The sequence below is a fragment of the Paenibacillus sp. ALE2 genome, assembly GCF_054113385.1.
On sequence record NZ_CM134213.1, the window covers coordinates 5,576,516 to 5,596,516 of the forward strand.

Below are 20,001 nucleotides of genomic sequence, written 5' to 3' on the forward strand. Positions count from 1 at the left end.
GCCTTTTTTTACTACTTTTTCTTAAATTCGACGATGTAGCTCTGATTCAGTTGTTTTCCACCTTCCGAAATGTTCTGGTACATGGATAAAAACCGGGCGGAAGGGCTCCACACTGTTGGACTGTCATAGGATTGGATATCTGTCGTAACGGGAGTGGTTTTACCCGTGGATTGGTCAAACACATACAGCCCTCTCATTCCTTGCTGATCCTCATCATAAATGGAAAAAGCAAGCTTGGTCCCGTCGCTGGACCAGCTTCCACGACTCATTAAAGTCCCTTGACCCACGATCCCTTTCTCTTTGCCTTGTTCATCCAAAATGATCATACGGGCTGGTTCGGATGTATTCCATTTCCGCTTTTCAATGGCAATAGATTTACCATCAAGCGACACAGCAAAAGACATGGCCCCCTCTGCAATGGTCACAGCTTGAGGATGATTGAGAGAGAACCGATTCAGTACCGGATACCCTTGTTTATCATTGCCTGTATAAAATATGTCGTTACCCACCTTCTCGACATGAGCAATTAATTCTGAGTGATTCGGATCTTGAAAGCTTAGTTCTTCTGCTTTGCCGTTCAGACCAATCAGATGTATCTTACCGTCTGGTGTACCTGTAATGAGATGATCCTTATCGCCCCAGCTCGCTTCGTTAGTCATGTCCAGCTGACCAACCGATGTAACCTTGCCGCTGCTTAGCTCTAAAATATAGCCCTGAATATCATACTTGCTGCTGGTGCTGCCTTCCGTGAAAAAGACATGACGCTGATCCGGTGAAACCACTGCAAGTAACTGTAGAGCGTTACGATCTGGTGTTAAAACTCGCTCCTTGTTGGTCTTTACATTATGAATCCATAACTGATTCTGACGCTCCACAATCAGCTCTTCATCACTCAGCCATGACCTCGCGTAGACATCTCCCAGCCTGTCGATGGACTGTACCACCAGTTCGTCCGATACTTGCTGCCGAGCTGCATCCATGTCAATCACAGTAAGCTTTTGCCCTGGTTTCATACCGGATGTTGGAATTGTCTCTCCTGCGCTTTTTATGCCGCAGCCGCTGAGCAATCCTCCAGCGATCAAACCAGTCATGAGCAAGCCTGTGACTTTGTGTCTGAAAAAGCGTGCATAGGGATATTCGAGACGAGGAAAGCCGTTCATTTGCCCGTAGCTGTCTAGGTTTTTCTTCATCATGTATAACGGCCTCCTTGTTAACATTACCCCCAGCTTAATGCCTGAACATCTCGTGAATACATCGAATTGTTTCCAAATTGTAAATAAGACAACATTTTCAGTTCTATAGCTATCTACTGAGAGCCATCGTGAACCAACAGGGGGAGCCTGAGCGAAAATTCATTGCCACTTGCAACTGAATGACCATTGCTATTTTCCAATCCAGTATCGCCTGAAGCTGTAAGCCGCAACTCTCCACCCATGCGCTCCGCCAGTCTGCGCGCCAGAGGCAGGCCAAGTCCCGTACCACTGTCCTGGCGAGAACGATCACGGCTTAAGGTAACAAACGGCTCAAAAATCATGTCCCATTCTTCCCTAGGAATCCATGGACCGGAATTGCATATATACACTATCACAGTGTCCTTTTCCACTCGATTGGATAACGTGATCCAGCCTTTGTCCTGATTATATTTTACTGCATTATCCAGCAAATTCAGTACAATATGCATTAGATGCTTAGGATCTCCACACACCTTGGCTGGAATGGTATCCATCGAAAAATTTAGTCCACGCGCCGCAGCTTTCCCCCGGATTCGGCTACCTGCATCTTCGAGCAGCAAATGCAGCTCCACTTCCTCCGTATGTAATTCAAAATCGTATTTGTCCAGCACAGATAGTCTCAGTGAATCCTCGACAAGCTCATACAACCGTTTTGTTTCCTTACCGATACTTTCTCTGGCTTCACGCACCAATTCGGGATCATCCCCATACATATCCAGCAAATCAGCGTAAGCCTGAATAGAGGTCAACGGAGTCTTCAGTTCATGACTGATATTGCCAATAAAAGTCTTCTGCTGCTGCTCCAGCTCTCGCAAACGCTGAACTGCTTCTTCCAGCCGAAGCTTTTCATTCTCGAGCGCGGTAATACTAGCCCGGATCACATGACTCATCTGGAGCATCCCTTCATCCAGCCTTCCTAGCTCGTCCTGACGTCGCAGCAATCGAGCTTCTGGATAGTGCCCTGCCGAGATCTGCTCAGAAACGCGAGTCAGTCGTCCGATGTCCCTCGTCTGGCGGCTGACATAGCCTAAGCCCAGAACAAAGCTCAAGACCAGCACCGCCCCTCCTGTCCATAAAAACAAGCGGGCAATCGCCTGGTAGAACTGCTGCTGCGCTTCTGTTGAGCTATGAAGCTGTACCACTCCCAGCAAGCCGTCCGGACCTTGCAGCGGAGCCAAATAAGTAACTGAGCTACCTTCCGTAATATACGCAATTTTCCCTTGGAGCGCATAAGAAAGCGCCTGGCCGACGTTTGTTCTATAAGCCAGTGGTAGAGAATTTCCGACCTCATCTCCCCGGCCATCATATAAAATAACGCGCATATTACTGGATACGCCAAGCTCCACGGCAAGCTGTGGTGCTTGCTTTTTCATGAAGTCTTCGGGCGATTGGTGAACTCCCAACAGGTAAGACTGTTTTACGCGCATCTCCACGATTTCCGCCTGACGCTTTAAGCCGCGTTCCATTTGGTCTGTCTGATTAGCACGAATACCGGTAAGTACTAGCCAGCTCAGCACACCGACAGTAAACAGCAGTAAAGCCGCCAGGACCAGCGGAAATTTCCATCGCAGGCTCAAGCCTGTACGCTTACGTTTGCGCTTTGGCTGGTCAGTGGACTGCAAGCTTCCTTCTGGATGGAGTGAATGATGTTCGTTCACGTCATTTTCTCCGCCTTATAGCCGATTCCATACACAGTTTGCAGCATCGACTGGTGCGGCTCCAGCTTCTTGCGCAAGCGCTGAATATGAATATCCACCGTCCGCGTTCCCCCTGCATAATCGATGCCCCATACTTGTTCCAGCAACTCGTCCCGCGTATATACCCTTCCAGCATGGGACACCAGTAGCGCCAGCACATCAAACTCCTTGGGGGTCAGATCCAATGCTTTTGCTCCGAGTTCAGCCGTTCGACTGGACGGACGCACTCGCAACGGGTCCAGTATTATTTCCGTTCCTTCCGGCGCAGGCGCTCCTTCTCGTTCCAGTCTCCGTACCAATGCCTTAATACGTGCGAGCAGTTCTCTTAGGTCAAACGGCTTGCTCATAAAATCGTCCGCCCCCAACTCCAGTCCAAGCACCTTATCGACGATATCGTTTTTTGCGGTTAGCAGTAAAATACCGATGCCCTTTCGGCTTTCCAAACGGCGACACACTTCATATCCGCCCAGTTTGGGCATCATCACATCCAGTATGAGCACATCCGGGTGAAACAAACGCACTTTTTCCAATGCATCCTCTCCATCCACGGCAGTTTCCACCAAAAAACCTTCCCGCTTTAACGCATAGGCCAGTGCATTCCGAATACTCGCCTCATCGTCCGCTATCAGTATTCTTTTATCCATGTCCTTCCCTCCCTACCTCAAAAAACGTTCGACTACTTATGCTCCCGCAAATAATAATGTATTAGACATGTATGGCATATAAACTGCTCGCGGGAATCATTAAGATCAAAATCCGTCATGTCGCGTATCCGTTCCAGTCTATATTTTACCGAATTATGATGTATAAAAAAATAATTTGCTGTATCTATCAGACTGCCCCTGTTTTCCAAATAATAAAATAATGTTTTGAGTAAATCACTGCCATGTGACCCACTGACTCCCCGGTCGCTAATGCCCTTTCTATGATAGGGGCTACATCTGATCGAGGGGATTGTCCATAATTATAACGCATTATGCTAAGCTCTTTCTCTCCCAGTCCCGTGCTTTGAAGTGTCTTACCTGTCCGTATATGCTAAAATACTTCCGTATCGGCTATTCGCCTACAGGAGGGCATGATTATGAACCAATCCATTTTGATCGTTGAAGACGAAGAGAAGATTGCCCGACTTCTAGAGATCGAACTTGAATTTGAAGGCTATCAAGTAAGTAAAGAAAAAAACGGAATTGACGGACTGGAGACCTATTGCAAAGGTAGTTGGGATCTGGTTTTACTGGATATTATGATTCCCGGTCTTAATGGCATCGAACTCCTTCGAAGGATTCGTAAACATGATGCGAACGTTCCTGTCATTTTACTAACGGCTAAAAGTTCCATTGCAGATAAGGTAGAGGGACTCGATTTGGGAGCCAATGACTATGTTACCAAACCTTTTGTGATCGAAGAGCTGCTTGCACGTGTAAGGGCCGCGCTCAGGGTAGGTGCAGCGAAAGACATGGCCTCACAAGTGGCAGATCAATGGCTTAGTGCCGGGGACTTACGTCTCCATGAAGGTACTCGTGAAGTTCTTCGTGGAGAGCACAACATTGAGCTTACGCCGCGAGAGTTTGACTTGCTCGTTCATTTACTTCGACATCAGCGGCAGGTACTTAGTCGTGAACAATTACTGGAGAATGTATGGGGCATTGATTATATTGGTGATACCAATGTGGTCGATGTGTATATTCGCTACGTGCGGAATAAAATTGACCCTTCGCGCCAACTCCCTGAGCTGATTCATACTGTACGCGGAATTGGCTATGTTCTGAAGGAATCGTTATGAAGCTGCAGAACAAAATCCATACGTACACCTCATTACTATTCGGGGTTTTACTTGTAGTCATTAATTTCTTAGTCTATTTTCTATTCAGCCAACTTTCGATAGACAGTCGAAAAAACCAGGTAGAGGCCGCAGCAGAAAACATGATTCATGGCATTCAACGCGCTCCAGTATCCGTAGCCACTGAGGATCTTCTACGAGCTTATGTGCCGCTGGATGGTATGCTTCGGCTGATGAGACCGGAAGGCGATTTTCTTGCCCCTATCACCTCTTCATCAGAGCAGTCTCTCAGCTTGGTGAAGGGCGTTTTTAATGAAACACGGCAGGTTCGCATCATTACCTATGAAAGCAACCGTTATATTTTCGTATCGGTCCCCATGATTTGGTCGAATGGAGAGGTTGTCAATCTTCAGGTGACCGAGAGCCTGCAACCGACGATGCAGACGCTTCAGGTACTCAGAATCGTACTTATTGCAGTCACAGGAATTGCTTTTATTCCTGTCGTCCTATCGGGAAGACTGCTGGGCAGACTGATTACACATCCAATCACATCCATGATTAACACGATGAAAGAGATTCAACGTAGCGGGAAATTCAAACGTCTTCCGCTCAATTCGTCATCACGCGACGAGCTAGTCGAAATGGGAGAAACGTTTAATGACATGATTGAATTGCTGGAGCGGAATTTCGTTCGCCAAGAACAATTCGTTTCGAATGCGTCCCATGAATTGAAAACACCTTTAACCATTATTGAAAGTTATGCCAGTCTGCTTAAACGACGGGGATTGCAGAATCCCAGTATTTTTGCCGAATCCGTTGAAGCGATCCATTCTGAGGCGCTCCGAATGAAGGATATGGCAGAGCAGCTTCTTCTATTGGCCAGAAACGAAGAACAATGGAATGTCGTGTTAGAACCTGTACGCTTGACCAAAGTAGGGACAGAACTGAAAGCTACATTTGAAAATGCTTTCGCCAGACAAATTCAACTGGATGTACAAACAGACTGCATCGCCTATACGGACGAAAATAAATTAAAACAACTTTTATTTATATTTTTGGATAATGCGCGCAAATACAGTGACGAGCCGATACACCTGATGATTGATATTGTGGGCGGTACGGCTCAACCTTGCATTAGAATCACAGATCAAGGAATTGGAATCCCTGAAGAAAAGTTATCTAAAGTTTTCGACCGCTTTTATCGTGTGGACGAAGCCAGAAGCCGCGAGGAAGGTGGGGCAGGGCTAGGCTTATCATTAGCTACAGGAATTGCTCAAGCTATTCAAGCACAAATTGGGCTAGAAAGCATAGAGGGAAGTGGAACAACTGCAACGATCATCCTCCCTACTGTTCCAGAATAATAAGCCAAAGGAGGCAAAACCAATGAAAACGATCTATACCTGGATGATTGGAGGTATGGTAGCGGCTATATTAATCACCATTTGCCTTTTACAGTGGCCCTGGGCACGATCGTTAGCAGCTTCGCCCTTGGAAGAAAAAAACGTGGTCCAATCTGTATTGCATCAGTATCCCGGTGAGGTGCTTGAATCCCAACGTTTGGATAATTTTTATGTGATCAAGCTAGAACGCACCAAAGGGAAGTATGTAATAAAAGTCAATGCCTATGATGGTGTCATTCAATCCATTAAGCGGACACAGATGTATACAGATGCAAAGCAGGAACCCCAAGATCACCCCCCCGGTTCCTCACAACCCAGTGACAAATCAAATCCAGTCCATAAACCTGACCCGGTTTCTCTTGTCATTACAGAGAATGAAGCAGCCAAGCTTGCTGCAAAAGCAGTGAATGGAACATCCGATGATATTGAACTGCACCGCAATGACAAAGGCCTCTATTATCTTGTTGAGGTTGAGATACAAGATGGGCGTGAGGCAGTGGTGCAGATCAATGCAGTATCAGGCTCAATCGACTCTATCACTTGGGAAAAAGAAAAACAGGATCACGACGAATCATGACGCCCTGATGATCTTGCTTATAGCTTCTCATTGTTTTCTCATGATTCTATTATGTTCCTCTCATATTCAAGGGTTAAGCTGTATTCAAGCATACAGTTCAAGGAGGAATTAGGTAATGAAAAAAAACTATACATTAGGAATAATAGCAGCCTCGGTTCTGCTTGGAGTTACGGTTACAGGTATCTCGGCAAATGCCGTATGGGCTGCTAAACCTACGGGATTAATTGGAGCGACTGCTGCTGCCAATATTGCCAAGAAGGCTGTGGGAAATGATGCGCAAGTTGAGGATGTCGAACTGGAGCGCAAGAACGGAAAGGTATACTATGAAGTGGATCTTCAGCAAGGAGATAAAGATTGGGATATAGATGTTGATGCTTATACCGGGAAAACTATCCGTTCCCATTCTGAGCTTGATCATGACTCGAATGACGAGTCTTCCTTTTACAAGCCCAACCACGTCACTCTAACTGAAAAGCAGGCTGGACAAATTGCACTTAAGCATGTGCCTGGGAGTACCCTTCTGTCTTCTAAATTAGATAAGGAAGACGGACAGTTCATCTATGAGGTCAAGGTACTCACCAACGAAGGAACTGTCGAGCTTGAAATCCATGCATCGTCTGGAGCGATCGTGGATACAGACGAAGAAGATGACAACGATAACTGATCAATCATTCATAATCAGGCTTGCGTAATACAGAGCAAATTAAAACGGAGCAGCGAACTTTCGCTGCTCCGTTTTTTTGACGAATGTGAACAGGAAAAGTAAGAGAATAGCTCCATAAAACTGCACCTATTATTTCCTCATGAATAGACTGATAACTAACAGAGGATTACCTTTTTCTTCAATTAAAAGTCAAGTGAGGTTCTTATGGCGAAATCCTATACAAAAGCACAGATTCGCGAAATCACCCGTCGTTTCGGCCTGATCCCCTTAAAATCAAGCTTAGTCTCATCACTGTACCGAAAAAATGCAGTAATCCAAGTAAAAACGAAAAAGGGAACTTATGCATTAAAGCCCTTTAGTCGTTCAAAGATGGCTCGTTCCAATACGATTCAACAGATGGAACGAGCTGCGAGCTATATAAGGCTTTTGAAAAAGAGAAAGTATAACTACATGCCCACATGGCTCCCTACTCATTCCGGCAAGCTATGGACACTACATCAAGGAACGCCATTTTATGTAAGTCAATGGATCAAAGGACGGGGACTGGAAACCGCTGAAGATTTCGAAAAACTAGGGTTAGCCCTTGCCACACTTCACGCTACATCCACCGGCTTACATCGGATGGAGAAAGGAAATTCCCCTTCGACCATTCAACAATTGCGGATATGGAAAAAGCAAGACCGTCTTTTCCAAAAAAAAATGACAAAAATCAGCCGCAAGGATAAAGAGTATCGCAACTGGTACAACACTCATGGCAAGGACTGTATACGTTTATCCAGACGTGCATGGAAGGATTTGCAGGACGCATCCATTATAAGACTACTTCGAACGGAACGCCGGCATCCCTCCTTGATACACAGTGATATCACCACCCCGAATGTCATTATTTCAGACGACGGTCATCTCAAAATCATTGATTGGGATCGGGCTAAGATTGGCTCCGTCTATGCTGATTTGGCAAAGGCTCTTATGAATACAACTCAATTCAATCCTGAATTTGTGCAATCCTTGTTAAGGGGATATCAAAAACGCAAACCACTCAGCCGAACTGAGCGGAAGATTGTTACAGCTTTATATAAACTGCCACGAGAAGCTTGGCATGCTTCTCGACATCCGAATCGTTCAAGAGACCGCGAAATCCTAGACAACTGGGATCAGTCGTGGCCTCTTCGATTACAAATCATCCATATTTTGCAGGAATGGGCCCGTGTATAAAAGAAAGTGAGGAGCAAAATGTCGATTTTATCGAACGTTGAGCAAATGTACGGAATCAAAATTCAGCGTAGCCGTCAAATGAAGGACATTCACAAGATTGAAACCGCTAATACAACTTATTGCTTAAAACCCTACAAATTTCCGGAAGAAGAGATTCGTTTTATTACACGTGTCTTGTCCTACCTGGATGAACGCGGGTTTACACGTAGCCAAAAGGTCTATCCAACCGTACAGCAAACAGCCTACATGACCTATGAAGGTGTTTCGTATACACTAACTAATTGGGTTCATGGACCCAGACCGGAATTTACAAAAAGAATAGACTTCAAAAAGGGAATTTCTACTTTAGCCAAATTCCACACCAGTGCCGTAGGCTTTCCTGTCACGGAAGCGCCGCCTTCCAGAATCCGTTATGAAGGCTTGAGCGATGAAATAGCTGAATATAAAAAACGTCTCAGTCCTTACAAAGGCACAGCACATCTCCTAGCTCTTTGTGAAGAAGTGTTATATCGTCTACAGCAGCCCAAAGTTCGAGCTGCAATCCAGCAGGAGCAAAAAGCAGCTGCATTAATACACGGTGACTATAACTATCCCAATCTGGTCAAAGACAGGCAGCTCAAAATCCATTTGATTGACTTTGAAAATTGTTCCCTACACGTAAGGATGAAAGATCTCTCCCATCTTCTTCATCGGAATTGTCTTTGGAACGCGACAAAGATGCTGCGCGCGATAGACTTTTATCAACGATATCGACCGTTGAGTACTCAGGATCTGCATCTGCTTCATACGCTATTGATCTCTCCCTATCATGTGGTCCGCAACCTTAGAATAGGTGGCTTCCGTTCTGCCAAGCGTGTCATTCCATCGTTCGTGCATTTGAACAAATACCGACGTGAACTTAGATCACTGCTATAATTAGTTAGCTTGAAAATAAGAAAAAAAACAGACCCGATAATCAGGTCTGTTTTTTTGTGTTCTGACAGCCATCTACGGGAAATCGACATGTTACTAAACGAATTGATTTGCTGATTGTACCGGTACAGCCATAAATTTATAGCATTGTACACAGCACGTACCCCTTTTACAATGATGCTAAGACTCAATGCTCATTTGTTTCGAGAAGAGAATTTGGCAAACTAACAATAGAGGTGACTGCACATGTACACCATGACAAAAGAAGAAATAAAGGCTTATTTGAACAGAATTGGAATTTCCGAAGTTCAGCCTCCTACCCCATCCTATTTAGTGGAGTTGCATAAGGCACATGTAAAAAATCTTTCATGGCAAACGTTGGACATTTTTGCAAGAAAGCCGGCTGCCATTGGTTTTCAAGAATCCGTTCAGCTCATTCTACATGGGAGAAGTGGTTATTGTTTTCATCTGAATGGTGCCTTTAGTGCGCTACTACATTCGCTAGGGTACAAAGTTTCTTTGCATCATGCTGGGGTACAACCTTTAGGAGCTGAGCCACGCATTAATTCATTTCATCTTGGACTAACAGTGAACTTACTAAATGAGCAGCAAGAAGATGAAGTATGGATTGTAGATGTCGGACTGGGCGATATGCCATATGAGCCTCTACCACTCCTAATGGGGACTTATGAACAAGCCCCTCTTCGTTATAAAGTTATGGAATCTGAAGTTGTTACTAAAGGTTGGCGTTTAGAACATGACCCGCTCGCTTCATTTGTTGGCGTTGATTTTGCCCCTACGGTTGTTCAGGATTTGGAAGAATTTAAGCCGAAACATCATTTCTATAGCCGCTCCGTGGAATCTCCATGGTTTAACCTGTTTCTAATTCGGCAAAGGCAAGCATTAGAAGCGAATGAACTCAGAGGATGTATGTGGAAAAAACGCGGGCTAAACGGTTTGGAAAAAATAGAGCTGGATAAGAAATCGCAGTGGCTGGAAGTATTGGCCGATGTATTTGGTGAGCCGCTCGTTAACTACAGCCACCAGGAACGGGACGAGTTATGGAAAAGAGTACTTGCGGCTCATATGGAATGGAAAAAAAGCTTCCTCTAATTCCTTGTTTCAAAAATTCGGTCATTCTTTCATAGGAATATGCACTTCCTCTGTTGCCTCTGTTGTGTTGACTGGACTGCCAACAGGAAGATCGTCGCTTTGCCAGTATCCAGCCAGCTAACGCCCCGAAAACTTCCAGTTCCCCAGGATATACTGCTCAAGCTACATCTCACACCTCCAGCAATTCCGAGGAGTGCTGCAACATTTCCAATTCCTTCACCATGTTTTCAATCAGCTTTGTGAATGAAGCCAATTCTTCGGAGCTGGAGGCCTGTTGCCGGGCACTGGCTGTTGTGGCAGCGGTTTCGGATTGCACACTGTCAAGCATACGGGCAATATCCAGCACCTTGCGCTGAATTTGCTCCTGTGCTTGCTTTGAATTAGATGCCAGCTTTCGCACTTCCTGCGCCACCACTTGAAATCCACGCCCTGCTTCTTGTGCATGGGCTGCCTCAATTGCCGCATTCAGTCCCAGCAAATGAGTCTGATCGGACAATTCTCGAATGGTACTGCTCATCTGTTCAATATGCTTAATTTCATCGCTCAATTGCAGTACCAGTTCCTCTGTATGTTCCTGTGAAGAAGCAGTGTTGCAGGCACTCTCCGCGATATTATCGGTATTTTCCCTAAGTTCGGCAATCATCCCCGTCAAATTTTGTGCAATTCGGGACACCACAGTCAGCATCTGCGTTTGTTCATCGGCTAGCTCGTTAACTTGTTCCTTTTCCTTTTCCTGATAAGCTTCCAGCACAAGTTGGGAATCCAGATTGAACATTTTGGAAAGAGCGTGCACAATAGAATACCAATCCTCTATCCCCGAACGCTTTAAAATGTCTACTGCAATATCCAGATAAGCAATGTACGTACCCAAATAATAATCGGAAGATAATCCAATCCGGGAATGTACCTGCCCCACAAAAAGGCGGTGCTCGATAAACTGATCATCTATTTTCCCATCTGCGAGAGAAAGCCAGTATTCACGTTGTGTTTGCTTTAGTCGCTCAATATTCGACCATCTAGAGATAATCGACATGAGATGGGGAACCTTTTCTACATGCTCATAAAAACGATCCACTACCTCATTTACAATAGATTGGAATAGCCCCTGATAATGATGCAATAAAGCCAAATCGCCATCAGTAATACCAATATATTGTATCTGTTTTAATCTACTCTCAGCGACATGAATCATAAGTTCCTCCAAATAATAGTTTACATAGATTTTACATTACCATATTTATCGGCAACTTTTTAGAAAATGTTAAAAAAGCAGAAGATTGATTGTGATTGTTTACATATTAATTTCAGAAAAATATATATATTCAACCCCCTAATAATACAAAAAAAAGAACCCGTCAGCACCTCAAACGCTCTGTGCCTGCCGGATTCTCTTCACCATCCATTTCAATCCATAGCCTCATTACACAATTGTTTATTTCCCCTTACCGATTCAGGAGGCTGCCTACATACCTCAATAGATCGTTGGCGCTGGCTCCAGTGTAGCCATGCTCCTCAATCAGCCGCTTAATCACCTCATTCATCCGTTTGAGCTGATTAGCATCAGGCGTTTTGGTCGAAGTTGTGATCTTCACAATATCCTTCAAATCGGCGAACAGCTTCTTTTCAATGGCTTCTCGCAGCCGATCATGATGATGATACTCAAACTTTCGCCCCTTGCGGGAATAGGCAGAAATACGGATTAATATTTCCTCACGGAATGCCTTTTTCGCATTTTCCGACACCCCGATTTGCTCCTCGATGGAGCGCATAAGCCGCTCATCCGGTTCGAGCTCCTCATCTGTGAGCGGATCGCGGATTTTCGCCCAATTGCAAAAAGCCTCGATGTTATCCAAATAGTTATCAAACAGCGTCTTGGCTGATTCTTCGAAAGAGTACACAAAGGCCTTTTGTACTTCTTTTTTCGCCAATTCATCATATTCCTTACGAGCCACGGAAATGAAATTCAAATACCGCTCCCGCTCTTCCTTTGTGATAGAAGCGTGCTGGTCTAAACCATCCTTAATGGCTCGTAAAATATCCAGAGCATTGATGGACTCCACATTTTGCTTAATCAGCGCACTGGAAATACGATTAATGACGTACCTTGGGTCTACGCCGGACATGCCTTCTTCCAGAAACTCATGTTGCATCTCCTTCAGATCGGCCTCCTTATAGCCTTCGACCTCCTCACCATCATACATGCGCATCTTTTTAACCAGATCCATCCCCTGCTTCTTGGTTTCTTTCAACCGGGTGAGCACAGAGAAAATGGCAGCCGTTCGCAGCGCATGAGGAGCGATGTGTATATGACGCATGTCACTTTGCTCAATGAGCTTGGCATAAATCTTTTCTTCCTCGGAAACTTTCAGATTATAGGGAATTGGCATTACAATCATCCGCGATTGCAACGCCTCGTTCTTTTTATTCGCAATAAAGCTTTTATACTCCGATTCATTGGTGTGAGCTACGATCAATTCATCTGCACTGATGAGCGCAAACCGTCCGGCCTTGAAATTTCCTTCCTGGGTCAGAGACAGTAAATTCCACAAAAATTTCTCATCGCACTTCAGCATTTCCTGAAATTCCATCAGTCCGCGATTCGCTTTATTCAGCTCTCCGTCAAATCGATAGGCGCGTGGATCCGATTCCGAACCATACTCTGTAATGGTGGAAAAGTCGATGCTGCCTGTCAAATCGGCAATATCCTGCGACTTCGGATCAGAAGGACTGAACGTACCTATGCCGATCCGGTTTTCTTCCGATATAAATACCCGCTCCACGCGAACCTTCTCAATATCACCATCAAATTCCGTACGTAATCTCATTTGGCAGGATGGGCACAAATTACCTTCAATGCGCACACCCAGTTCTTTTTCGAATTCGGGACGCAACTCATGAGGAATAAGATGAAGGGGATCTTCGTGCATAGGGCAGCCTTCTATGGCATACACGGCTCCCTGATCTGTTCTCGAAAACTTCTCCAGACCACGCTTTAGCAAAGTGACCAGTGTTGATTTCCCTCCGCTAACAGGTCCCATCAAAAGCAGGATACGCTTGCGGACATCGAGCCGCCTGGCTGAGGAATGGAAGTACTCCTCCACCAACTTCTCCAGTGCACGATCCAGCCCAAAAATCTCCTGCTCAAAAAATTTATATCGCTTATGTCCCCCAACCTCTTCTACACCAAAAGATTCAATCATTTTGTAAACCCGTGCATGAGCGGTCATCGCCGGTGTCGGGTCTTTCTTGAGTATCTCGATATACTCTCTAAAAGTGCCGTTCCAGGCCAAGCGGTTGTTCTCCGCTCGGTACTCCGCAAGGCGGTCAAAAATATTCATGCTCGGTTCCTCCCATGACTGCGTAATGACTATCCTCCACTCTTGATGATTATGGCTACACTCGTCACGCCTTTCAGGATATAATGCGATCCTCTTAAAAAAAGTGTAATACATACCTATGCAGATTGATTTCAGAATTGACCTATTTTTTTGTGACAGGTCTCTAGGCTTTTTCCAAAAACAAAGGGATTCACTATGCTAAAATAGACAACAACGACGCGGACCTGACGCATTATGGTACAATATAAACTCGGAATAATGGGATAAAGGAGCGGGAGAATCCATGGCGGTTCGGCATGAGACGGAGCTGTACGCTCCGGTCAAAGCCTTTTTTGAAAATTTGGGATATGAAGTCAAAGGAGAAGTGCGCAACTGCGATTTGATGGGGATCAAGCCAGGGAAGCAAGCGCCTCTAATTGTGGAGATAAAAAAGACGTTTAACCTGGCGCTGGTACTGCAAGGCATGCAGCGCTTGAAGCTAAGCAGCAATGTATATGTGGCCGTAGAACGGAATCGTGCCAAAAAAGGGGCGGTGAATCAACGCTGGAATGAGCTGGTCGGACTGTGCCGCCAGTTGGGGCTTGGCTTGCTCACCGTCACGCATTTTAAAACAAAGCCTCCGCTCGTTGAGGTGCTGTGTAAGCCCGTCGCATCTAGTGATGATGTTTACAAAACGACTACCGTTCGCCGCGGCTCGCGCAAGGAAAAGCTGCTGCGGGAATTTCACGCACGCAGCGGTGACCACAATGTCGGCGGGAGCACCCGGCGCAAGCTGGTCACCGCCTACCGGGAAAAAGCGCTGCGCGTAGCCGCTGCTTTACAGGGTTTGGGGGAAGCCGCCCCGGCGCAGCTCGCCCGCACAGCAGCCGTCAGCGACGCTGCTGCCGTACTCCAGCGCAACTACTACGGTTGGTTTGAACGTGTAGCCCGCGGGCGTTATCGGCTGACTCCGTTCGGTGAAGCCGCTCTGAGCGAGTATGCAGAAGTACTGCAGCAACAGGGCATTGAAGCGGCGCCTGGAATGACGGCAGAGGATGACTGACCCCGGATAGTGATTATTACTAGCTTCGCGCAGTAAATTCACCGATCGTCTCACCGATTAAATTCATACCCATAAGCAGTTGTTCTCGGCCCGGGTGGCTAAAGTTAAGGCGAATATGGGCCGCACCTTCATCGCCAACCGCACACAACGCACCTGGCATAAAGGCTACGCCCTTGGGTAGCGCCGCTTTGAGCAGCAAGGCGCTGTCCAGCCCAGCGGGCAATTTCACCCAAACATACATTCCACCAGATGGAATATGATACGTCACGTCTTTCCAAAACGGACGCTTCAGCAGCTCTAAGAGTAATTGGAGCCGAGTTGAATATTCCTTGTTCAACATTGCCAAGTGCTCATGCCATTGAAAACGCGAATTGGTCAGCAATTGGAACAGCAGCCGTTGGTTCATCGTACTGGATTGCACGTCAGCCAGCTGCTTCAAGGCGTACATCCCTTCGATCAGCGGCGCAGGACCAGCCGCCCAGCCAGTTCGCAGTGCAGGGGCAACTGTTTTATTAAATGAACCGATATATAGCACTTGACCGCCCTGACCCGCATGATCCAGTGCGAATAGTGAGGGGTAAGCCTCTGCAAACTTTCGGCTCTGGGCATGTGGACTCTTATCATGGGTTTCGTGTTTTTGCTTAAAATGCAATTCACCGTAAGAATCGTCCTCAACGACCAACACCTCATGACGCCTACAGAGGTCCAAAATTTCCTGCCGTCTAGCCGCGCTCCATAAGGCGCCTGTCGGATTCGTAAACGTTGGCGTAGCAAAAAAAAGCTTGGGGCGATAACGGATCATTAAAGCTTCAAGCTTATCGGGAATAACGCCCTCCCCATCCGATTCTACAGGAACGACCTGCGCCCCTTGCATAGATAGTACCTGTAAACATCCAGGGGATGTCGGGTTCTCGACCAATACCGGATCACGTTCATCCACCATCAGCCTTACGATCAAGTCAATGGCCTGCTGGCTGCCTGTGGTGAGAAGAATTTGACCTGGCGGTACTCTTACTCCTTTACGCTGCTCCCACTCTCCCGCAAGCCATGCCCGCAACGGAAAATAGCCCTCCGGTTCACCATACTGGAGGGCGTCAGGGCCGGAGCCAAACACATCATGAGCTGCTTCTTCCAACAGTTTCACCGGAAACAGCTCTTGTGCAGGCAATTCTTCAGCCAAAGATATAAAGGAATGTCTTCTCGCATTTTCCCGGATATGACGCACTGGAGAAGCCAACATCGCAGCCGTTCGTGAAGCAAAGGAATATTGCATGAACATCCTCCTTCTCCTGAAAAATAGTCATGATCTCCGGGCTGACACGTCAAGCATATAACTGCTTCATCTGACGCGCATATAAGGCATAACGTTCAATCGCCTGCGCCCGGCTGGACACACCTAATTTCGCATAAATTTTACGTAAATAATTATCAATGGAGCGCCGGCTAACTTCGATCTCGATAGCAATTTTGTCATATGTAATTCCTTGTACAATACGTTCCATAATAAAAACTTCGGTTTGCGTCAATTCGTCAAAAGGCTCAGAAGCCATTAACGGCATAAATGGCCAGTTTCCACAACGAATCCAATCCATTGGTAATGAAGCAAATCCTTCGCGCAAACCGTTGATCAGGTGAATTAACTGGCTCGGTGATGCCTGCTTGGATAGCATTCCATTTGCGCCAAGCGAGATTAACTGCTGGAACAACGTAATATTGTCCTCATCCGTCATAATAACAATATGGCTGTCCGGAGACAAGACCCGCATTTGTGTCAAAAACGGTTCCGCCGTTCCCTCAGGCAACCTATAGTCCATTAAAATAATTTCCGGGCGAATGGAGCAAACCAGCTCCAGGCCTTCTGTGCCGGAGGAAGACATCCCTCTAACAAGCAAATCCTGCTGGTCTTCCAAAATAAGCTTTGTTCCCAGCATACTTGTAGGATGGATATCTATGATGACCACCTGCCATACTTTTCTCATATCTAAACCTCCTGATTTACAAAAAAATACATATTTAGCGAAAGTAATCACAAAACTAGAGAGTGCTTATGTAGAAATTGCGTAAATGTGAACGTATAGAAAGCGAAAACGATTTAAGGAAATTGTATCCTAGGACTTCCTTCCGATGCAATCTCTTTTTCCAATATTTTTATATGACTATTTCGCTTTTGCGAAATAAATAGGCCCATGATAGAATTGGTACTGCAAATAAAGACTGGAAATTTGAATTTACACGGGAGTTGAAAATCACATGCAAGCTTCACCTGAACGTCCTCCTGCCGAAGCCCGGCGGAGCAATTCAAGAAAGGGGTTGCCCGTAAAGACTTTTCTGCTATTTTGGTTCATTCTTATTATACTAGGTGCTCTCGCAACCTATTTGTATAGCAATCACTTAAAGCAGCAAATGCTAAACGAAATGCAAACCCATACAGACCAACAAATTCAAGTACTCAAATCTGACTATGAAAAGCAATTGACTGCACTTTCCAAGGAAGTTAGCGGATTGCAGGGCAAGGTTCAGTCCTTCAACGAACTACTGACCTTTACAAAGGATAATGCCAATAACAAGACCGATAATAGCAATAAACTGTATACTCAATTAAATGAAGTCAAGCAGCAGCTCAATACACTTCAGAAAAAAATGGACTTGCTAAAATGAATGTAGATGCAAAGCTAGTAAACCGGTTCTTTATGTTGGCCCTTGCTCCTTTTATCGGTTTGTTAGGGTGTATTTTGTTAGTGCATCCCCCTTTGAGCTTTCCTGAATCTACATCTCCGAGTCTGCAAAAAGCCGAAATTACTTTACAAACGCAATCAGTAGGCAAGCAGCTTGATGAAGCCAAGCAAACAGCAACGTATACCTTATCTACGATTCGCCGGACGTCTGAGCTCTACAAACAAACGACCCAAACGATGAATCAGCTTGTCGTGACTGCCTCTGCGCAGTCCAAGCGACCCGCGGTTATCTATAATCGGCGCATCACTGCCAAACTGGGGGTTCCCTACTACCAGGTAGATAGCAACCGGATTACCATTGAATTGTTTAAAGTAAACCCGGGAATTTATCACGGATACGCTATGAAAGTCAAACTTAAAGATCCTACGGCAATGAAAATGTCTTTGGGAAATGACAAATTGGGTGGCTCAGAAACGACCATGCGTGCAGTCTTGAGACACGGAGCCATTGCAGGCATCAACGCAGGCGGCTTTGCCGATGGAGATGGCAAACGCTATCCATTAAGCACTACTGTCTTGAACGGCCGCTATCTTACTGGCTTTCAGTCGAGTTTCAAGGACTTGTCATTCGTCGGATTGAGTAACGACGGCAAGCTTATTGGGGGCAAATTTTACAATCAAAGTGCTCTTGACAGCTTAAAACCTGCCTTTGGAGCTACCTTTGTTCCCGTTCTGTTGCAAAGGGGACAAAAAGTGCCTATTCCTGACAAATGGAAAGTCTCTCCCAAGCGGGCTCCACGTACAGTCATTGGCAACTATAAAGATGATCAGTTGCTCATTATTGTCGTAGACGGCTACAATGAAAGCGGGGGTTCAGGTGCAACGCTCGAAGAACTCCAAGGGAAGATGTTCAATCTGGGAGTTCAAGATGCTTATAATTTGGACGGCGGCGGTTCATCGTCCCTTATACTAAACGGCCGAATCGTAAACAAACCGTCAGATGGTAATTTGCGTCCAGTCCCTACTCATTTTTTGTTCTATAAATAGTTAGGTGTAGTTTACTATCCAATTAAATATATGCTGTTCAGGCATAGCTCTATCCGAAAAAAAGCATCACGAACGAATGTCGTGATGCTTTTGCCTCATTTAGGAGGAGTACTGTGTCATTTCTGTCAGGCATTGAGCACAAATATAACGTTCTTTGAAATCGTTCACTTGTTCTATTGAGCCGCAGAATACACATTTTGGACGATAACGCTCCAAAATAATATGGTCGCCCTGAACCAAAATTTCGACAGGATCTCCCTCATTCATTTGATATCTTTTACGCAATGACTTAGGCAGAACTATTCTCCCCAACTGATCAACTTTACGTACCACACCGGCAGGTTTCATCGTGATCGTACACCTCTCCTATTGAGTATTAGCTTGCAATTTTCTTTCCAGGCGAAAAACTAGGTACAAAGACACTATTCTTTATGTAGTATTCGCTGTCTTTTTGTCGAATCCTGCTGATCACAGGAAATTTTATTACATTTTTTCATAAAATCATGAACCATATCAAAGTATGGTACAGAATGTCTATAATATTTTTATCGACCGGAAAGCCAATTATCATTAGCCTTCACAGAGAATTTCCGCAAATTTATGACCATATATCCTTTATTTAAGCTCTACTGTCATGTACTTTCGAGCAATAATAGTGCAACTTTTACCAGCAACTAAGGTCCTGGTTCTTTATTCGCATTTATACTTGATCGATTGATGTTCTTTACGATAAACCTGGAAAATCCAATTGTCTCAGCGCTTCATATACGATAATCGCAGCGGAATTCGACAAGTTTAGAGATCTTACTTTATCTGACATAGGCATCTTGATACATGTATCAGGATTAGCAGCTAACAGTTCAGGAGGCAAACCTTTCGTTTCTTTACCAAACACCAAAAAGTCTCCATCCTGAAATTCAATATCACTATACTGCTGTTTTGCCTTTGTCGTCGCATAAAAAAAGCGACCTTCTTGATATTTCTCTTGTACTTCAGCAAAAGAATCGTGATACTCAATATGAACAGCATACCAATAATCAAGCCCAGCCCGTTTTAACGTAGCATCATCGGTACGGAAGCCCAGGGGCTTAACCAGATGCAGATGAGTTCCGGTTGCTGCACACGTTCTGGCAATATTCCCTGTGTTAGCTGGAATTTCCGGCTCGACAAGCACAATATGTAATGGCATCAGTTTTTCGTTCCTTTCATTATTAAATTCATTAGACAAATAACCTAAAGTCTAACTAAAATGTGTATACTGAAAACATACACTTTCTTCATTTTAACAAAATCAGAGGGATATAGACAT

General features: G+C 45.2%; 19 protein-coding genes and 1 pseudogene. 10 read left to right on the plus strand and 10 right to left on the minus strand.

The features are described 5' to 3' along the window. Window positions 1-11: 11 nt before the first annotated feature. The 4 genes and pseudogenes from ACXHJ1_RS24140 to ACXHJ1_RS24155 form a co-directional block, all read right to left on the minus strand. Window positions 12-1,193, minus strand: coding sequence for a WD40 repeat domain-containing protein (locus ACXHJ1_RS24140; protein WP_457905342.1), 1,182 nt, complete (start codon window positions 1,191-1,193; stop codon window positions 12-14). 113 nt (window positions 1,194-1,306) lie between these two features. Then, complete coding sequence (locus tag ACXHJ1_RS24145; RefSeq protein ID WP_107733913.1) at window positions 1,307-2,890, minus strand: sensor histidine kinase; 1,584 nt, start codon at window positions 2,888-2,890, stop codon at window positions 1,307-1,309. After that, complete coding sequence (locus tag ACXHJ1_RS24150; RefSeq protein WP_016820487.1) at window positions 2,887-3,573, minus strand: response regulator transcription factor; 687 nt, start codon at window positions 3,571-3,573, stop codon at window positions 2,887-2,889. The genes ACXHJ1_RS24145 and ACXHJ1_RS24150 overlap by 4 nt, the downstream gene beginning before the upstream one ends. 32 nt (window positions 3,574-3,605) lie before the next feature. Then, window positions 3,606-3,821: pseudogene (locus tag ACXHJ1_RS24155) on the minus strand (PucR family transcriptional regulator); the annotation flags it as partial. A gap of 189 nt (window positions 3,822-4,010) precedes the next feature. Between ACXHJ1_RS24155 and ACXHJ1_RS24160 the strand changes: the two are divergent. The 7 genes from ACXHJ1_RS24160 to ACXHJ1_RS24190 all read left to right on the plus strand — a co-directional run bounded on the left by ACXHJ1_RS24160 (window position 4,011) and on the right by ACXHJ1_RS24190 (window position 10,590). Then, on the plus strand, window positions 4,011-4,712 hold the full coding sequence (locus tag ACXHJ1_RS24160) for a response regulator transcription factor (RefSeq protein WP_016820488.1): 702 nt from the start codon (window positions 4,011-4,013) through the stop codon (window positions 4,710-4,712). Beyond that, entirely contained in the window at window positions 4,709-6,070 is a 1,362-nt protein-coding gene (locus tag ACXHJ1_RS24165; RefSeq protein ID WP_430210423.1) for a sensor histidine kinase, read from the plus strand. Before ACXHJ1_RS24160 ends, ACXHJ1_RS24165 begins: the two co-directional genes overlap by 4 nt. Window positions 6,071-6,092: 22 nt before the next feature. Next, a complete protein-coding gene (locus tag ACXHJ1_RS24170; protein ID WP_457905343.1) occupies window positions 6,093-6,686 on the plus strand; it encodes a PepSY domain-containing protein in 594 nt (197 codons plus the stop codon). A 115-nt stretch (window positions 6,687-6,801) separates the two neighbouring features. Further along, window positions 6,802-7,350, plus strand: coding sequence for a PepSY domain-containing protein (locus ACXHJ1_RS24175; protein WP_457905344.1), 549 nt, complete (start codon window positions 6,802-6,804; stop codon window positions 7,348-7,350). 204 nt (window positions 7,351-7,554) lie between these two features. Further along, window positions 7,555-8,565, plus strand: a complete 1,011-nt coding sequence (locus ACXHJ1_RS24180; protein ID WP_019686778.1) for an aminoglycoside phosphotransferase family protein — start codon at window positions 7,555-7,557, stop codon at window positions 8,563-8,565. An 18-nt stretch (window positions 8,566-8,583) separates the two neighbouring features. After that, window positions 8,584-9,480 carry a phosphotransferase gene (locus tag ACXHJ1_RS24185; RefSeq protein ID WP_016820493.1) on the plus strand — a complete coding sequence of 299 codons (897 nt, stop codon included), beginning with the start codon at window positions 8,584-8,586 and terminating at the stop codon, window positions 9,478-9,480. Window positions 9,481-9,723: 243 nt separating this feature from the next. After that, entirely contained in the window at window positions 9,724-10,590 is an 867-nt protein-coding gene (locus ACXHJ1_RS24190) for an arylamine N-acetyltransferase family protein (RefSeq protein WP_019686776.1), read from the plus strand. 169 nt (window positions 10,591-10,759) lie between these two features. Here ACXHJ1_RS24190 and ACXHJ1_RS24195 read toward each other — a convergent pair whose 3' ends face one another. Continuing rightward, entirely contained in the window at window positions 10,760-11,782 is a 1,023-nt protein-coding gene (locus ACXHJ1_RS24195; RefSeq protein WP_457905345.1) for a protoglobin domain-containing protein, read from the minus strand. A 250-nt stretch (window positions 11,783-12,032) separates the two neighbouring features. Next, a complete protein-coding gene (locus tag ACXHJ1_RS24200; protein WP_457905346.1) occupies window positions 12,033-13,928 on the minus strand; it encodes a PrkA family serine protein kinase in 1,896 nt (631 codons plus the stop codon). 283 nt (window positions 13,929-14,211) lie between these two features. On the opposite strand from ACXHJ1_RS24200, the gene ACXHJ1_RS24205 reads away from it, so the two are divergent. After that, entirely contained in the window at window positions 14,212-14,970 is a 759-nt protein-coding gene (locus ACXHJ1_RS24205) for a DUF2161 domain-containing phosphodiesterase (RefSeq protein ID WP_457905347.1), read from the plus strand. Between the two features lie 19 nt (window positions 14,971-14,989). On the opposite strand, the gene ACXHJ1_RS24210 is transcribed toward ACXHJ1_RS24205, so the two are convergent. Continuing rightward, on the minus strand, window positions 14,990-16,243 hold the full coding sequence (locus tag ACXHJ1_RS24210; RefSeq protein ID WP_016820497.1) for an aminotransferase-like domain-containing protein: 1,254 nt from the start codon (window positions 16,241-16,243) through the stop codon (window positions 14,990-14,992). Between the two features lie 49 nt (window positions 16,244-16,292). After that, window positions 16,293-16,949: a response regulator transcription factor gene (locus ACXHJ1_RS24215; RefSeq protein WP_016820498.1), complete on the minus strand. Its 657-nt coding sequence runs from the start codon at window positions 16,947-16,949 to the stop codon at window positions 16,293-16,295. A 271-nt stretch (window positions 16,950-17,220) separates the two neighbouring features. Between ACXHJ1_RS24215 and ACXHJ1_RS24220 the strand changes: the two genes are divergently transcribed. Next, window positions 17,221-17,628 carry a hypothetical protein gene (locus tag ACXHJ1_RS24220; RefSeq protein ID WP_017426660.1) on the plus strand — a complete coding sequence of 136 codons (408 nt, stop codon included), beginning with the start codon at window positions 17,221-17,223 and terminating at the stop codon, window positions 17,626-17,628. Next, window positions 17,625-18,692 carry a phosphodiester glycosidase family protein gene (locus tag ACXHJ1_RS24225; protein WP_016820500.1) on the plus strand — a complete coding sequence of 356 codons (1,068 nt, stop codon included), beginning with the start codon at window positions 17,625-17,627 and terminating at the stop codon, window positions 18,690-18,692. Before ACXHJ1_RS24220 ends, ACXHJ1_RS24225 begins: the two co-directional genes overlap by 4 nt. 99 nt (window positions 18,693-18,791) lie before the next feature. On the opposite strand, the gene ACXHJ1_RS24230 is transcribed toward ACXHJ1_RS24225, so the two are convergent. Both ACXHJ1_RS24230 and trmL read right to left on the minus strand, forming a co-directional pair. After that, complete coding sequence (locus ACXHJ1_RS24230; RefSeq protein ID WP_014599574.1) at window positions 18,792-19,040, minus strand: AbrB/MazE/SpoVT family DNA-binding domain-containing protein; 249 nt, start codon at window positions 19,038-19,040, stop codon at window positions 18,792-18,794. Window positions 19,041-19,416: 376 nt separating this feature from the next. Beyond that, the gene (gene trmL / locus ACXHJ1_RS24235) at window positions 19,417-19,881 is read right to left on the minus strand and encodes a tRNA (uridine(34)/cytosine(34)/5-carboxymethylaminomethyluridine(34)-2'-O)-methyltransferase TrmL (RefSeq protein ID WP_017426659.1); all 465 of its coding nucleotides are present in this window, start codon (window positions 19,879-19,881) and stop codon (window positions 19,417-19,419) included. Window positions 19,882-20,001: the final 120 nt, after the last annotated feature.

What these genes read in the sequence shown, in the direction of transcription:
- ACXHJ1_RS24140 (WP_457905342.1), bottom strand. Translation starts at nt 1,193, where the DNA reads ATGATGAAGAAAAACCTAGACAGCTACGGGCAAATGAACGGCTTTCCT.
- trmL (WP_017426659.1), bottom strand. Translation starts at nt 19,881, where the DNA reads ATGCCATTACATATTGTGCTTGTCGAGCCGGAAATTCCAGCTAACACA.
- ACXHJ1_RS24180 (WP_019686778.1), top strand. Translation starts at nt 7,555, where the DNA reads ATGGCGAAATCCTATACAAAAGCACAGATTCGCGAAATCACCCGTCGT.
- ACXHJ1_RS24210 (WP_016820497.1), bottom strand. Translation starts at nt 16,243, where the DNA reads ATGCAATATTCCTTTGCTTCACGAACGGCTGCGATGTTGGCTTCTCCA.
- ACXHJ1_RS24220 (WP_017426660.1), top strand. Translation starts at nt 17,221, where the DNA reads ATGCAAGCTTCACCTGAACGTCCTCCTGCCGAAGCCCGGCGGAGCAAT.
- ACXHJ1_RS24225 (WP_016820500.1), top strand. Translation starts at nt 17,625, where the DNA reads ATGAATGTAGATGCAAAGCTAGTAAACCGGTTCTTTATGTTGGCCCTT.
- ACXHJ1_RS24175 (WP_457905344.1), top strand. Translation starts at nt 6,802, where the DNA reads ATGAAAAAAAACTATACATTAGGAATAATAGCAGCCTCGGTTCTGCTT.
- ACXHJ1_RS24205 (WP_457905347.1), top strand. Translation starts at nt 14,212, where the DNA reads ATGGCGGTTCGGCATGAGACGGAGCTGTACGCTCCGGTCAAAGCCTTT.
- ACXHJ1_RS24160 (WP_016820488.1), top strand. Translation starts at nt 4,011, where the DNA reads ATGAACCAATCCATTTTGATCGTTGAAGACGAAGAGAAGATTGCCCGA.
- ACXHJ1_RS24195 (WP_457905345.1), bottom strand. Translation starts at nt 11,782, where the DNA reads ATGATTCATGTCGCTGAGAGTAGATTAAAACAGATACAATATATTGGT.
- ACXHJ1_RS24185 (WP_016820493.1), top strand. Translation starts at nt 8,584, where the DNA reads ATGTCGATTTTATCGAACGTTGAGCAAATGTACGGAATCAAAATTCAG.
- ACXHJ1_RS24190 (WP_019686776.1), top strand. Translation starts at nt 9,724, where the DNA reads ATGTACACCATGACAAAAGAAGAAATAAAGGCTTATTTGAACAGAATT.
- ACXHJ1_RS24200 (WP_457905346.1), bottom strand. Translation starts at nt 13,928, where the DNA reads ATGAATATTTTTGACCGCCTTGCGGAGTACCGAGCGGAGAACAACCGC.
- ACXHJ1_RS24165 (WP_430210423.1), top strand. Translation starts at nt 4,709, where the DNA reads ATGAAGCTGCAGAACAAAATCCATACGTACACCTCATTACTATTCGGG.
- ACXHJ1_RS24150 (WP_016820487.1), bottom strand. Translation starts at nt 3,573, where the DNA reads ATGGATAAAAGAATACTGATAGCGGACGATGAGGCGAGTATTCGGAAT.
- ACXHJ1_RS24215 (WP_016820498.1), bottom strand. Translation starts at nt 16,949, where the DNA reads ATGAGAAAAGTATGGCAGGTGGTCATCATAGATATCCATCCTACAAGT.
- ACXHJ1_RS24230 (WP_014599574.1), bottom strand. Translation starts at nt 19,040, where the DNA reads ATGAAACCTGCCGGTGTGGTACGTAAAGTTGATCAGTTGGGGAGAATA.
- ACXHJ1_RS24170 (WP_457905343.1), top strand. Translation starts at nt 6,093, where the DNA reads ATGAAAACGATCTATACCTGGATGATTGGAGGTATGGTAGCGGCTATA.